Origin of the sequence: Paraburkholderia sp. BL18I3N2 (genome assembly GCF_003001875.1) — a bacterium.
Taxonomy (GTDB): domain Bacteria; phylum Pseudomonadota; class Gammaproteobacteria; order Burkholderiales; family Burkholderiaceae; genus Paraburkholderia; species Paraburkholderia phytofirmans.
On record NZ_PVNC01000012.1, the window covers coordinates 44,432 to 58,916 of the forward strand.

Annotated in this window: 12 protein-coding genes; 9 read left to right on the plus strand and 3 right to left on the minus strand. The window is 64.7% G+C overall.

Annotated features, from left to right (window positions below):
* The 3 genes from B0G75_RS26400 (at position 1) to B0G75_RS26410 (ending at position 5,043) form a co-directional block, all read left to right on the plus strand.
* The gene (locus B0G75_RS26400; RefSeq protein WP_106312587.1) at positions 1 to 1,860 is read left to right on the plus strand and encodes a TRAP transporter large permease subunit; all 1,860 of its coding nucleotides are present in this window, start codon (positions 1 to 3) and stop codon (positions 1,858 to 1,860) included.
* A 150-nt stretch (positions 1,861 to 2,010) separates the two neighbouring features.
* Positions 2,011 to 4,059, plus strand: a complete 2,049-nt coding sequence (gene tkt / locus B0G75_RS26405; RefSeq protein ID WP_258194696.1) for a transketolase — start codon at positions 2,011 to 2,013, stop codon at positions 4,057 to 4,059.
* Positions 4,060 to 4,077: 18 nt separating this feature from the next.
* Positions 4,078 to 5,043: a D-2-hydroxyacid dehydrogenase gene (locus tag B0G75_RS26410; RefSeq protein ID WP_106313028.1), complete on the plus strand. Its 966-nt coding sequence runs from the start codon at positions 4,078 to 4,080 to the stop codon at positions 5,041 to 5,043.
* A gap of 58 nt (positions 5,044 to 5,101) precedes the next feature.
* On the opposite strand, the gene B0G75_RS26415 is transcribed toward B0G75_RS26410, so the two are convergent.
* Positions 5,102 to 5,878 (minus strand): SDR family NAD(P)-dependent oxidoreductase, encoded by a 777-nt coding sequence (locus tag B0G75_RS26415; protein ID WP_106312590.1) that lies wholly within the window; start codon positions 5,876 to 5,878, stop codon positions 5,102 to 5,104.
* A 196-nt stretch (positions 5,879 to 6,074) separates the two neighbouring features.
* On the opposite strand from B0G75_RS26415, the gene B0G75_RS26420 reads away from it, so the two are divergent.
* A complete protein-coding gene (locus B0G75_RS26420) occupies positions 6,075 to 6,662 on the plus strand; it encodes a TetR/AcrR family transcriptional regulator (RefSeq protein ID WP_106312593.1) in 588 nt (195 codons plus the stop codon).
* A gap of 87 nt (positions 6,663 to 6,749) precedes the next feature.
* Here B0G75_RS26420 and B0G75_RS26425 read toward each other — a convergent pair whose 3' ends face one another.
* Both B0G75_RS26425 and B0G75_RS26430 read right to left on the minus strand, forming a co-directional pair.
* Positions 6,750 to 8,234: an esterase-like activity of phytase family protein gene (locus B0G75_RS26425; RefSeq protein WP_106312596.1), complete on the minus strand. Its 1,485-nt coding sequence runs from the start codon at positions 8,232 to 8,234 to the stop codon at positions 6,750 to 6,752.
* Positions 8,235 to 8,479: 245 nt separating this feature from the next.
* Complete coding sequence (locus B0G75_RS26430) at positions 8,480 to 9,451, minus strand: LysR substrate-binding domain-containing protein (RefSeq protein WP_106312599.1); 972 nt, start codon at positions 9,449 to 9,451, stop codon at positions 8,480 to 8,482.
* 101 nt (positions 9,452 to 9,552) lie between these two features.
* Here B0G75_RS26430 and B0G75_RS26435 point away from each other — a divergent pair, with 101 nt between their 5' ends.
* From B0G75_RS26435 to B0G75_RS26455, 5 genes are all read left to right on the plus strand, one after another.
* Positions 9,553 to 10,641, plus strand: coding sequence for an ABC transporter ATP-binding protein (locus tag B0G75_RS26435; protein WP_106312602.1), 1,089 nt, complete (start codon positions 9,553 to 9,555; stop codon positions 10,639 to 10,641).
* A gap of 65 nt (positions 10,642 to 10,706) precedes the next feature.
* Positions 10,707 to 11,420 carry an HAD-IA family hydrolase gene (locus tag B0G75_RS26440; protein ID WP_012427987.1) on the plus strand — a complete coding sequence of 238 codons (714 nt, stop codon included), beginning with the start codon at positions 10,707 to 10,709 and terminating at the stop codon, positions 11,418 to 11,420.
* Between the two features lie 4 nt (positions 11,421 to 11,424).
* A complete protein-coding gene (locus tag B0G75_RS26445) occupies positions 11,425 to 12,762 on the plus strand; it encodes an FAD-binding oxidoreductase (RefSeq protein WP_106312605.1) in 1,338 nt (445 codons plus the stop codon).
* Complete coding sequence (locus B0G75_RS26450; protein WP_106312608.1) at positions 12,759 to 13,667, plus strand: ABC transporter permease; 909 nt, start codon at positions 12,759 to 12,761, stop codon at positions 13,665 to 13,667. The genes B0G75_RS26445 and B0G75_RS26450 overlap by 4 nt, the downstream gene beginning before the upstream one ends.
* The gene (locus B0G75_RS26455) at positions 13,664 to 14,458 is read left to right on the plus strand and encodes an ABC transporter permease (RefSeq protein ID WP_106312611.1); all 795 of its coding nucleotides are present in this window, start codon (positions 13,664 to 13,666) and stop codon (positions 14,456 to 14,458) included. The genes B0G75_RS26450 and B0G75_RS26455 overlap by 4 nt, the downstream gene beginning before the upstream one ends.
* The last annotated feature ends 27 nt before the right edge of the window (positions 14,459 to 14,485 follow it).

Sequence of the window (14,485 nt, forward strand, 5' to 3'; positions counted from 1 at the left end):
ATGATCTCGATCTCTTATTCACATGAGCGGCAGCACCGCTTCGCCTGTGCGCTCGATTCAGCGCTCGGGCATCTGGTGGAGATTCCCGCTGCCTTGCTCGTGCTCGCGGAAATCGTCGTGCTGCTGGCCGGCGTGACGAGCCGCTATATCCTGCACGCGCCGCTCGTCTGGTCCGACGAGCTGGCCTCCATGCTGTTCCTCTGGCTCGCCATGCTCGGCGCCGTGATCGCCTTGCGGCGCGGCGAGCATATGCGGATGACCGCGCTGGTCGGCATGGCGCCACCCGGCGTGCGCGCGTTTCTCGACGTCGTGGCGATCGCCGCGCCGATCGCGTTTCTCGCGATGGTGATCGGGCCGGCCATCAGCTTCGCGCAGGACGAGTCGTTCATCACCACGCCCGCGCTCGAACTGTCGAATTCGTGGCGCGCCGCCGCGTTGCCGATCGGTTCCGCGCTGATGCTGCTGGTCGCCGTAGTGCGCCTTGTGCGCATGGGCAACTGGCGCCTCGTGCTCGGCGCTGTCGCGACGGTCGGCGCGCTGGTCGGCATCTTCATCGCGCTGGGGCCGCTGTTGCGCGACCTCGGCAATATCAACCTGCTGATCTTCTTCGTTGGCCTCGTGGCGCTCGGCGTGCTGAGCGGCGTGCCCATCGCGTTCTCGTTCGGCCTCGCGACCTTCGGTTATCTCGCGCTGACCACGAACACGCCGATGCCGGTGGTTATCGGCCGGATGGACGAAGGCATGTCGCATCTGATCCTGCTGTCCGTGCCGCTCTTCGTGTTCCTCGGCCAGTTGATCGAGATGACCGGCATGGCCGCGGCGATGATCGCGTTTCTCGCGAGCCTGCTGGGTCACGTGCGCGGCGGTCTTTCGTACGTGCTGGTCGGCGCGATGTATCTCGTCTCCGGTATCTCGGGATCGAAAGCCGCCGACATGGCCGCGGTCGCACCCGTGCTGTTTCCGGAGATGAAAGCGCGCGGCGCGAAACCCGGCGACCTGGTCGCGCTGCTCGCCGCGACCGGCGCGCAGACCGAGACGATTCCGCCGAGCCTCGTGCTGATCACGCTCGGCTCGGTGACCGGCGTGTCGATCTCCGCGCTCTTCACCGGCGGCATGCTGCCGGGCATCGTACTGGCGATCACGCTATGCATCGTCGTGCAATGGCGCTATCGGCGCGAAGACATGTCGAGCGTCAAGCGCGCGACGCGCAGCGAAATTCTGCGCAAGCTGGTGATCGCGTTTCCGGCGCTCGCGCTGCCGTTCGTGATTCGCGCGGCGGTGGTCGAAGGCATCGCGACGGCGACCGAAGTCTCGACCATCGGCATCGCCTACGCGGTGCTGGCCGGCTTGCTGATCTATCGCCGCTTCGAATGGAAACGGCTCAAGCCAATGCTGATCGATACCGCCACGCTGTCCGGCGCGATTCTGCTGATCATCGGCGCGGCCACCGCGATGGCGTGGGCGCTGACGCAATCCGGCTTCTCGGGTCAACTCGCGCAGACCTTGGGCGCTTTGCCGGGCGGCGCGGCGATGTTCATGGCGGCGTCGATCTTCATGTTCGTGATTCTCGGCAGCGTACTCGAAGGCATTCCGGCCATCGTGCTGTTCGGCCCGCTGATGTTTCCGATTGCGCGGGCCATGCATATCCACGACGTGCATTACGCTATGGTCGTGATCCTCTCGATGGGCGTGGGCCTGTTCGCGCCGCCGTTCGGCGTGGGCTACTACTCCGCTTGCGCGGTGAGCCGCATCCATCCGGACGAAGGCATGAAGCCGATCCTCGGCTACATCGCCGCGTTGATGGCCGGGTTGATCATCGTGGCTGCGGTGCCGTGGATTTCGACGGGCTTCCTGCATTGAGCCTTTGATCCCTTGAAGCGCGAGGCCAGCGCCGTCATGCCTCGCGCGATGTTCTTCCGCCCGCTGCTTTGGGCCACGCCATTCGATTGATTCAATTTGTCTGACTGCCGCCGCTGCCCGTAAAGCAGCGGCGTAGAGGAGCCTTTTGCCATGTCCACCACCGAAGCCCCGTCTGCCGCATTGAATGCTTCGCCTGCTTCGATCACGCCGCAGGTCCAGGTTGCGCAAACCGCGCACTTGCCTTTGGCCGACGCAATCCGCTTCCTTTCCATCGATGCGATTCTGCGCGCCGGCGAAGGCCATCAGGGCGTGCCGCTCGGCATGGCGGAAATCGCGACCGCGCTGTTCACGCGCCACCTGAAATTCAATCCAGCCGATCCGACCTGGCCCGACCGCGACCGCTTCGTGCTGTCCAATGGTCACGGCTCGCTGCTGCTGTACTCGCTGTTGTATCTCACCGGATATGACGCGATCGGGCTGGAACAGATCAAGAGCTTTCGCGAGCTAGGCTCGCATTGCGCGGGGCATCCCGAGTACGAACCGGCGCACGGTATCGAGGCCACCACCGGCCCGCTCGGCCAGGGCATCGCCAACGCGCTCGGCATGGCGATAGCCGAAGCGTATCTCGCGGCGAAATTCGGCAGCGAGCTCGTCGACCACTATACGTATGCGTTCGTCGGCGACGGTTGTTTGCAGGAAGGCATCGGCCAGGAGATGATTTCGCTGGCAGGCCATCTGCAACTCGGCAAGCTGATTCTCTGCTGGGACGACAACCAGATTACCGACGACGGCAGCACTTCCCTCTCGATCAGCGAGGACGTCTGCGCGCGCTTTCGCGTCGCCGGCTGGCATGTCATCGAAGTCGACGGGCACGATCTCGAAGCGGTATCGGCCGCACTGACGATCGCCCGCACGGACCCGCGGCCTTCGATGATCGCGTGCAAGACCGTGATCGGCCGCGGCATCGCGCGTCTGCAAGGACAGCGCGGCGGCCACAGCGGCAAGCTGTTCCAAACGGACGCCGACGCGGCTCGCGACGCACTCGGCTGGCCGCACGCTCCATTCGAGATACCCGCGGAGATTCTCGGAGAATGGCGCGCGGCAGGACGGCGTAGCGACCCGCAGTACTACGCGTGGCACGAACGTCTCGCCGCGTTGCCCGCCGCTCAGCGGGACGAGTTCGAACGCGTCCAGTCAGGCCGCCTGCCGCACGGCTGGCGCGACGTGCTGGACGACTACCGCAAACGCGCGGTGGAGCGCGACGAGCCGCAGCCCGGCATCATCGTGTCGGGCGAGATCAGCGATCTGCTTGCGCCGCTGTTGCCGGAACGCATGGTGGGCTGCGCCGATCTCGAAGCGCCCACCGGCCACAAGCGTCAGTTGCATGCTTTCACCGCTCAGGACCGCAGCGGCGCCTATGTCCACTGCGGCGTGCGCGAACACGTGATGGGCTCGATGGCCAACGGCATGGCTGCGCATGGCGGCGTGATCGCGACCAGCGTCACGTACCTCGCGTTCTCCGACTATCAGCGTCCGGCCATGCGCATGGCCGCGCTGATGGGCCTGCCGGTGCACTACGTGTTCAGTCACGATTCGATCGGCGTCGGCAAAAATGGGCCGACGCATCAACCCGTCGAAATTCTCGCCTCGCTGCGCGCGATGCCGAACATGCGCGTGCTGCGCCCCGCCGATGCCGTCGAAGCCGCCGAGTGCTGGGCGCTCGCGCTCGAACATCGGCGCGGGCCGAGCACGCTGGTGTTTGCCCGCCAGGCGCTGCCGTTGGTGCGCCGTGAATATAGCGCCGAGCCATTGTCGCAACGCGGCGCTTACGTACTCGAAGAGGCCGAGGGCGGCGCGCGTGTCGTGACGCTATTGGCGACCGGTTCCGAAGTCGCGTTGGCCGTAGAGGCGCGCCGCCGGTTGCAGGATGAAGGCATCGCGACGGCCGTGGTGTCCATGCCGTGCTGGAAGATTTTCGACGAGCAGGATGACGCCTATCGCACAGCCGTGCTTGGTGCGGGCACCGTGCGAATCGGCGTGGAAGCGGCGTTGCGCTTCGGCTGGGATCGCTATCTCGGCGAGCGCGGCGGCTTCGTCGGCATGACGGGATACGGCGCGTCGGCTTCGGCGGAGACGCTGTACGAGCACTTCGGCATCACCGCGCAGCATATCGTCGCTGAAGCGAAACGGCATCTGTAAATCATCGGGGACATGACCATGCATAAGATCGTTTTTCTGGACCGCTCGACCCTCGCGCCGCAGATCGTGTTGCGTGAACTGCGCTTCGAGCATCAGTTGATCGAGCACGACCGCACTACGCCGGAGCAAGTGATCGAGCGTCTGGCCGGCGCGTCGATTGCGATTACCAACAAGGTGGCGCTGACCGCCAAAGTGCTGGAGCAGTTGCCGCAGTTGAAGCTCGTCGCGGTGGCCGCGACCGGCACGGATTGCGTCGACAAGGCGGCGGCTCAGCGGCTCGGCATCGCCGTGAGCAATATTCGCGGCTACGCGATCAACACCGTGCCCGAGCATACCTTCGCGCTGATCCTCGCGCTGCGGCGCAATCTGGTCGCTTACCGCGACGACGTGCTCGCCGGCGAGTGGCAGAAATCCGGGCAGTTCTGTTTCTTCACACACCCGATTCACGATCTGGCCGGCACGCGGCTCGGCATCATCGGCGAAGGGGTGCTGGGGCAGCGTGTGGCGGAGCTCGGCAAAGCCTTCGGCATGCAGCCGATGTTCGCCGCGCACAAAGGACGCGAAGGTCTCGGCCCGCTATACACGCCGTGGGACGAAGTGCTCGCGACGAGCGACATCATCACCGTGCACAGTCCGCTCACGCCGCAAACGCGCAATATGCTCGCCATGCCTGAGTTTCGCGCGATGAAGCGCCGGCCGTTGATCGTCAACACGGCGCGCGGCGGACTCGTGGATGAAGCCGCGCTAGTCCAGGCGCTCGACGAAGGGCTGATCAGCGGCGCGGGTTTCGACGTGACCGCGAGCGAGCCGCCCGCCGACGACAATCCGCTGTTGCGCGCCGCCGGCCGGCCCAATGTGATTCTGACGCCGCATGTGGCGTGGGCGTCGGACGAAGCGCAGCAGAGTCTGGCGAATCAGTTGATGGATAACATCGAAAATTTCGTCAACGATACGCCGATGAATCTGGTGAGCGGAGCGTATTGAGCTTGCTCGCCGCGCCGCTTGTACATCGAGCGACGCGGCTTCCCGCCTTTGACGCCGCTCAGGCTTGACGGAAAATCGGCGCGCCCCACGGTGCCCCGATCGTGCCGCCATCCACGACGATTTCCGCGCCCGTCATTCCCGATGCGTCGCTGGAAGCCAGGAACAGCACTGCCGCCGCGACTTCTTCCGGCGCGGCGAGGCGTGCCATCGGCACACGCGGCGCGAGCGCCTGTTCGGTTGCGTCGAGTGTCGCGCCCTCGCGCGCGCCACGCGTCCAGATCGGCGTGCGCGTGCCGCCGGGGATCACCGTATTCACGCGAATTCCACGCTGCACCAACTCCGACGCGAAGACCTTCGCCATACCCGTGATACCGGCCTTGGTGGCCGAATACGCCGACGACCCAGGCGAGCCGAGTTCACGCATCACCGAGCCGTTCAATACGACCGCGCCACCCGCGCTCATCAGCGGCAATGCGGCTTGCACCGTCAGAAAGACGGCCGTCAGATTAGTGCGCAGAATGGCCTCGAACGCCGCGGCCGTCGTGCCGCCGAGCGGCGTCGGACCGGAGATGCCGGCATTCGCGAACACAATGTCCAGCGAGCCGAATTTGCTCTTGATCTGTTCGAACAACGTGTCGATGTCCGCTTCGTTGTCCAGATTGGCCCGCACGCCCAGTGCGTTTTCGCCGAGTTCCGACACGGCCTGATCCAGCTTCGCACCGTCGCGGCCGGTGATCACCACCTTTGCGCCTTCGGCAATCAGCAGCTTCGCCGTGACGAAACCAATCCCGCTATTCCCACCGGTAATCAACGCTGTCTTTCCTGAGAAACGCATCATCTCTCTCCTTATTGCGCCGCGAACGCGCCGCGAGTCACGGTCGTGCGACGCCTGTAACGGTTAAGCGGCCAAACAGCGCCGCCGCATACGGACATCGGCGAACGATGCCGTCATCCAACATTCTGCATGTTGATCATCATGCACATTTTCAGTATTATGCTCATCATGCAGATTGTCAAGAGGGGTGACGGAAATGGGCTACTCGCAGGCGCAGAAGGCAGAAAGCCGTCAACGCGTGCTGGAAACAGCGGCGCGGCAGATTCGGGAAGACGGCATCGAGGCGCTCGGCGTGGCGGACTGCATGCGGCGCGCCGGTCTCACGCATGGCGCGTTCTACGGTCACTTCGAGTCGCGTGACGCGTTGATCGTCGAGGCGTTGGAGTATGCCGTCGCGCTGAGCGAGAAACGGATCGCCACCACTGTTGCGGCGGCAAATGCGAGTGGGTCGGCGAAGAAAGAACCGTTGCGCGTGATCGCCGAAATGTTTCTCAGCGAGAAACACATCAAGGATCCGGGCAACGGTTGCGCGTTGTGCTCGCTTGCCGGCGAAGCGCGGCACGCGGCGCCGGCGGTTCGCGAGAGTTTGACGCAATACGTGCACAAGCTGGCGTCGCGCATCGCGCAGACGTTGGCCGGCGACAGCGAAACCCTGGCGCTCGGCATTGTCGCGACGATCGTCGGCGCAGTGACGCTGGCGCGTGCCGTCGACGACCCTGAAACAGCCAGATCGATTCTGGCGGGCTCGCTCGATCTGATCGTGGCGCAAGGCGCCGACGCCTAGCTTGATGAGCGGCGCAGGCATGAACCTGCGCCGCCCTTTTCTGTTGCTTTAACGCGCGTGGGGAACTACGAGGCGTGCGTCAGCGGTTCAATGATCGTCGTCGCGATCGGGGCCGCATACACGGTCAGACTCGCCGTGGTCGCGGCGGTGATCGCCGTGATGATCGTCGTCCACGCCGGGCAGTTTTTGCGCCACGTAATCCGGCAAGTCGCTCGCGTCCCAAGCAAAGGCGAAAAACTGATTCGGGTTCGCGATGCCGGCCGGGTGGTTGGTATCGGTGATCGTGCCCAAGAAGTCGTTGTCGTTGGCGATGAACAGCGTGTGCTTCTTCACACCGCCGACCACGACATCGGGACCGAATGCCAGACTTTCCAGCTTCGCCGGAATATCGTTCGCGTTGTAGCCGTGGGCGGTGAGCGTGGCAACCACATCCAGAAATAGCGTCTTCTGCACCGCATACGGCGCGAGGCCGGACTCGCCGCTCGCGTTGCTCACGTCCTGAGCGCCGTTCAGGTCGATATGGAATACCTTCTTGAACACGGCCGTCGAGTTATCGCCCAGCCCCTGGCCATCCCGCTCATCCATTAGCAATTCGTGATCGTTGACAGCCACCACGTCGCTAATGGTCGGATATTTGGGCTTGGCCGCCGTGCCGATGTTCGTCAGCGGATAGGCGAACTGGACCGTTCTGCCGGTGCGCACGTCGATCCTGACGATACGCGTGTACGCGCCTTTCGTGCCGCCATCCTGGATCAGCGGGCTCTGCATCGCGCCGAACAGCGTCTTGCCGTCCGGCGAGATCGCGAGGCCTTCCATGCCCTTGTTGGCGACGCGGCCCGAGGTGTTCTCCGAGATTTCGTCGTTGCCGATCGGGCTCAGCGTGGCAACCGCGAACGCGTCCGGCAGCTTGTACGTGTCGATCCGGCGGCCACTGCGGCGATCGAAACGATACACATAAGGGCCGTACTCGTCCGAGATGAAAACGCTCTCGCCGTCGTTGCTCACGCGCACGCTTTCGGGATCGAAGCGCGCGTCGCGGTCGTCCGTCGACAGGCGTGTCGGATCGAAGTTGTCCGAGCGGCCGGTGAAGTAGTTGGTGTGATTGCGGCGGTTGAGCGCCGGCGCGCCGTTGGGCACGCCGGCGGCAGCGCCCGTGCCGTAGACGAGCTTGTCGTTGGTGTGGAGCAGCGTCGTGGCGAGCAGGGTCGGCGTCATCGTGTACGGAAGCGAGGCGCCGGCCGCGCCGGGTTTCAGGCGCAGGCGCAAAGTCTGAAAACGGTTGATATACGAAGCGGTGTCGTCGATCGCCGGGTTGTACGACACGGCATTCGGGCCGCGGTCCGGCACGGCGACGAACGTATGGCATCCCGCGTAAGCCATGCCCGAACCCAGACCGCCGAGCAGATTGCCCGCCACGCCATTCTCCAGCGGCGCCGCGGTCTCCTTCGATAAGTCACCGGTGAGACCGCTCAGTTGACCGACCGCGATGAGATCGATGCCGGCATGCGCGGCCGTTGCGAAGAAAAGCGAAGAAGCGATCGCTGTCAGAGCAAAGATTCTTGAACGAGACACGGTGTCTCCTTGATTGGAATGTCTGTTTGTCGACGGATCGGGCGCGCGGCGTCGTGCGTGGGCGCTTTTGTCCGCGTGGATGTGCGAAAGACGTGAAGGCGGGCCGGCCTGCGGCCCGTCGGCCGATTGAAGGCCGTCGGTAATACTGCGTGAGGTTCGTGACCGAATAATGACGCCGGGGACCAGCCTTGAAGCGACGGCGGCAGTATTGCACTGCGCCAGAAAGGTCGATGAGTGCTGGCGCCCTACCCGATCGTCAATCCCGCATCCGCCAGCGAACGTTTCAGCCCCAGCTTTGGATAGGCCCGATCGACCGCGCGCACGTCCGCGCGCGTTTCCTCGATGATCCAGTCGCGCACGTCGGCCGCGGCCGGCCGCAGCGGGCGGCTCTCCGGCCACACCAGACAGCAGCGCCGGTTCGTGACGATCAGTTCCTGTTCGGCCGGCTGGAGCGCGCCTTCCAGCAGCCAGTGCGACACCACGTTCAGCCAGCCGAGCGCGACGCCCTGGCCAAGCAGGGCGGCTTGCACAACGATCGCGTAGTCGTTGAAGCTCAACATGCTCGCGGCGTGACGCCCGTGTGCCGCGAACGCTTCAAAGCGTTCATGCCAGCCGCGTTCGCCGTCGTCCATGACGATCACCGTGTCGCCATGCGTGCGCCCCGCCTCGGTGGCCGCGATCTCGTCATAGCGCCGGTTGCACACCGGCAGCAACGTCTCCGGCATGACCAGCACGCTGTTCTCGCCCATCTCGTCTTCGCGCCGAAAGCGCATGCCGAGATCCACATCGACGAGCGGGCCGCCGATGCGCCCCGAGATCAACTGGAACCGCAAGTCGACATTTGGAAACGCCTGATTCAGCCGGTTCATGCGCGGCATCAGCCAGTGCGTGGTGAAAGCCGTGGACACCGACAGCGTGACCGACTCCACGCCGGTGGCGCGCGCCTCGATCTCGCGGATCGCGCCTTCAATGCCATTGAAGCCCTCGGAAATTTTCCGATAAAGAATCTTGCCGTTCTCGGTCAGCTCAATACCGCCGCGCACGCGCTCGAACAGGCGCACGCCGAGATGGTCTTCCATGCGCGCCAGCATGCGGCTCACCGCGGGCTGGCTCACATATAACTCCTGCGCCGCGCGCGTGAAGTTGCCGCAGCGCGCGGCAGCTTCGAACACGAACAGCGCATTGGCGCTCGGCAGTTTTTTGCGGAGATTGGGCATGACCTGATGTTATGCCTTCTCCAACAATTTGGGAATTGCCGTCAAAAAGGGCGAAGCCTATATTTTCCCTAACGCAGGCTTCTACAGCGAGACAGGACGCAATGGACGCACGAGCGAAAACAGGTGTTTCGATCCGATCGGCAGCGAAACGTTATGGCCAGGTGGTGGCCCTCGACGACGTTTCACTCGACATCGCCCCCGGCGAATTCGTCTCGCTGCTCGGCCCTTCAGGCTCGGGCAAGACCACCCTGCTCGGCATTCTCGGCGGCTTCGTGCAGCCGAGTTCCGGCGCGGTCTGGGTCGGCGAACGCGACATTACATTTGCGCCGCCGCATAAACGCGACATCGGCATTGTGTTTCAGAACTACGCGCTGTTTCCGCATATGAGCGTCGGCGAGAACGTCGCGTTTCCGTTGCGCGCGCGCCGTCAGCCGAAAGGCACGTGGGCGAAGAAAGTCGCCGACGCGCTCGCGATGGTCGAGCTCTCCGGCTACGAGAGCCGCGGCATCTCCCAGCTTTCCGGCGGTCAGCGGCAGCGCGTGGCGCTCGCCCGCGCGATGGTGTTCGAGCCGCAACTGATCCTGATGGACGAACCGCTGTCCGCGCTCGACAAGCAACTGCGCGAAACCATGCAGATCGAACTGCGGCGGCTGCATCGCAAGCTCGGCGCGACGATCGTCTACGTGACGCACGATCAGCGCGAGGCGCTCACCATGAGCGACCGCGTGGCCGTGCTGAAGAACGGCCGGCTGGTGCAGATCGACACGCCCGAGCGGCTCTACGACCGCCCGTGCGATGCGTTCGTGGCGAGCTTCATCGGCGAGGCGACGCTGCTCGACGTGACGCGCGCCGGCGACGACGCCGTGCGTCTCGGCGATACCGTGCTGCGCACCGCGCATCCGCTGCCGCATGGCAACAAACTGCTGCTCGCGGTACAGACCGAAAAGCTCGTGATCGACGGCGGCGGTGACGGCAACGGCGGCAATAACGGCGTGAACCGTCTGTCGTGCCGCGTCACCGAGGTGCTGTATCAGGGCGAAAGTCTGCGCGTGTTCGCCGCGCTCGCCGACGGCACCGCCATCAGTCTTCGGCAACCCGGTGGCCACGACGCGCGCCGCCGCATTCCCGAGCCGGGCGCACAGATGAGCGTGACGCTCGACCCGCAGGACACGATCGTCGTGCCCGCCTGATTTTCTCCGCCCACGCGTGGGGCACTCCCTCTCCGATTCACCGCACATTGCAAAAGGATGATTTCATGAAGCTCACCGATTTCAAGGTCCTGACGTTCGACGTCGTCGGCACACTCATCGACTTCGAGCGCGGCGTGCTCGCCTCCGTGCGGCGCATTGGCGGCGCGAAAGCGAAGGACCTGACCGACGACCAGATCTTCGAACCGTACATGCGCGGCCGCGCCGCCTATCCGGGCCGTTCGAGCCACGAAATGGCGAACGTCTATCTGTCGCTCGCGAAAGAACTCGGTCTGCCCGACGACGCGCAATCCGCCGCCGCCTTCCAGCGCGACGTGCTCGAATGGCCGGCGTTCGCGGATTCGGTCGCGGCGCTCAAGCGTCTGCGCAAGCACTTCCGCCTGGTTGCGATGACCAACGCCGACCGCGTGGCGCTCTCGGCCTACGCGCACACGCTCGGCGATCCGTTCGACGATACCGTCTGCTGCGATGAAACCGGCGTCGCCAAACCCGACCCGCAATTCTTCGCGTACAACCGCGGCCGTCAGGCGGCGTTCGGCTACAAGTTCGGCGAAATCCTGCACACCGCGCAGAGCCAGTATCACGACATCGGCATCGCCACGAAGCTCGGTTACGCGACCTGCTGGATCGAACGCCGTCAGAACGTGAAGGGCTTCGGCGCCACGCCGGTGCCGGAAGCCGTGACCACGCCGACCTTCAAGTTCGCGACGCTCGGCGCGCTCGCGGACGCCGTCGAAGCCGAAGCACGCCTCGCCGCCTGAGCCGATGCTTGCGCCGACGACACCGCACATGCCCGCGCCTGATTCGCTTTGGCGCGCGCTCCTCGCCGCATCGCCAGGCGCGGATGCGGCGGTCAGCACCGGCGTGCCGCTTGCACGCGATCTCGACGTCGAAGTCGCCGTGATCGGCGCAGGCTACTCGGGTCTCGCCGCCGCGTATGCGCTGCAAACGCGCGGTGTCGACTGCGTGGTGCTCGATGCGAATCCGGTCGGCTGGGGTGCGAGCGGCCGCAATGGCGGCGTGGTGTCGTCGAAGTTCAGACTGTCGTTTCCCACCATCGACAAGCTGCACGGTCTTGATACCGCGAAGCGTATGCATCGACTCGCGCATGAAGGCGTGCGGGTCGTCGAGACGCTGGTCGATGAATTCCAGTTGGCACGCGCCCGCTTCGAACATACCGGCAGCCTGCGCTGCGCTCATACGAAGGCAGCGCTCGCCGCGATTCGCGCTGAGGCCGACTGGGTTCGCGCGAATCTCGGCGATACCTCGATGACCGTGCAATCGCGTGCCGAGATCGAGCACGAGACGGGTTCGAAAGGTTTTGTCGGCGGCGTGCTGAGCGCGGACGCCGGCACGATTCTGCCGCTCGAATACGTGCGCGGACTCGCGCGCGGGCTCACGCTGCGCGGCGTGCCGATTTACGAATCGACGCCCGTGCAGCAGATGCAACGCACGCCCGGCGAGAACCGCGTCACGCTGCACACGCCCGGCGGCACGGTGCGCGCGAAGCAGGTCATCGTCGCGACCAATGCGTATTCGGATCTCACGGCGGCCACCTCGGCGTATCAGCGCGAACTCGTGCCGTTTCGCAGCGCGATGATCGCCACGGAGCGCCTGCCCGCCGACCTCGATGCGCGTCTGATGGTCGAGCGCCGCAGCTACACGGAAACGCGGCGCATGATGAAGTGGTTCCGCAAAGTGGACGGCCGCATGCTGTTCGGCGGACGCGACGCGTTCGGCAAGGAAGGGCAAACAACCGGCTTCGACGCGTTGCAACGCGCGATGGTCGCGCTCTTTCCCGATCTCGCGGACGTGCGCGTGGAATATCGCTGGTCGGGATATGTGGGCATGACGTTCAATTCGCTGCCGCATGTCGGACGCAGCGACGAAGCCACGACCTTTTGTCTGGGGTATAACGGAGCAGGCGTCGCGATGGCGAGTCTGCTCGGCCAGCACGCCGCCGCGCTCGCGCTCGGCGAAACGCCCGAGCTTTCGCTGCTCGGCGCGCCCGGTCTGCGGCCCGTGCCCTTTCATTCGCTGCGCGCGCCGGGTGTGAGACTCGTCGCGGCGTGGTATCAGTTTCTCGACGCCGTAGGTGCATGATGACAACCGCCAAACGGATGCTCCAGGGAACCACCTTGATGCAGGCCACCGAGTCCGATCCCGCCGCGCGCTATCAGCGCCGCGAAGATCGCACCATGCTTCTCCTGATGACGCCCGCGCTCCTCGTGATCGTGGTGCTGCTGGTCGTGCCGCTCGCGTGGCTGTCGTGGCAGTCTATCTATCACGACGGCTTCACGCTCGAAAACTATCGGCGCATGTTCACCGGCGCTTACCTCGAAACGTTTCTGCTGACGTTCAAGCTGAGCATCGTCGTGACCGTCATCACGCTGCTGCTCGGCTATCCGGTGGCCTACTTCGCCGCCTCGTTGCCGCCGAAGCTGAGCGCGCTGGTGCTCGGCATGGTGATTCTGCCGTTCTGGACCAGCGTACTGGTGCGCACCTACGCGTGGCTCGTGCTGTTGCAACGCACGGGGCTGGTCAACAAGGCGCTGATCGCCTCGGGACTCGTCGACCGGCCGGTGCAGCTCGCCTACAACCAGTTCGGCACGGTCATCGCAATGGTGCATATCCTGCTGCCGTTCATGGTGCTGCCGCTCTATTCGGCGATGCAGAAAATCCCGTCGAATCTTTCGCAAGCCGGCGCGAGTCTCGGCGGCTCGCCGCTGCACGTGTTCCTGCGCGTATTCCTGCCGCTGTCGCTGAGCGGCGTGTTCGCCGGCGTCACGCTCGTGTTCGTGTTGTGCCTCGGCTTCTACATCACGCCTGAACTGATGGGCGGCGGCAAGTCGATCATGGTGTCGATGGTGGTGAGCCGCAATGTCGAGATCTACAACAGTTGGGGCGCGGCGAGCGCGGTGAGCGTCGTGCTGCTGATCTGCGTGTTCGCGATTTTCTACGCCGCGAGCCGCGTGGTGCCACTCGAAAAGACCCTGGGCGCGAAATGAACAAACTCCCGTTCGGACGGATCGTCCTCGGCGCGAGCGTCGCGCTGATTCTGCTGTTCCTGATGGTGCCGGTGCTGATCGTGGTGCCGCTGTCGTTCTCCGACACGCGCTTCATGACCTTCCCGCCGCCCGCCTACTCGCTGCGCTGGTATCACTCGTTCTTCGACAACCCCGCATGGATCGACGCCGCGCGCACCACACTGAGCGCTTCGATTTGCGCCGCGCTGATCGCCACGCCGCTCGGCGTGGCCGCCGCCTACGCGATCCAGAACGGCACGCATTGGATCATGCGCTATCTGCGCACACTGCTGATGCTGCCGTTGATGGTGCCGATCATCATCGTCGCGGTGGGCGTGTTCTTCGTCTACTCTCAGGCCGGCTATGTGAATACGCTTGGCGGCCTGATACTCGCCGATACGATGCTTGGGCTGCCGTACGTGCTGATTTCGGTCGGCGCCGATCTGCGCACCTTCGACCGCACGCAGGAGATGGTCGCGCGCAGCCTCGGCATGAATCGCTTTCGCAGTTTCATGACGGTGACGCTGCCGCAGATCAAGGCCAGCGTCATCTCGGGCGCGGTGTTCGTGTTCATTCAGGCGCTCGACGAAACGGTGGTCGCGCTCTTCGTGTCGGGCGGATCGAACCAGACGCTGACGCGCCGCATGTTCGTGACGCTGCGCGACGAGATCGATCCGACCATCGCCGCGATCAGCACGATGCTGACCGCACTGACGCTGTGCCTCGTGATGATCGTCGTGGTGAGCCGCCGCTCGGGCGCGGCGCGCGCCTAACCTCGTTCTGAAGATAGCCAATACATA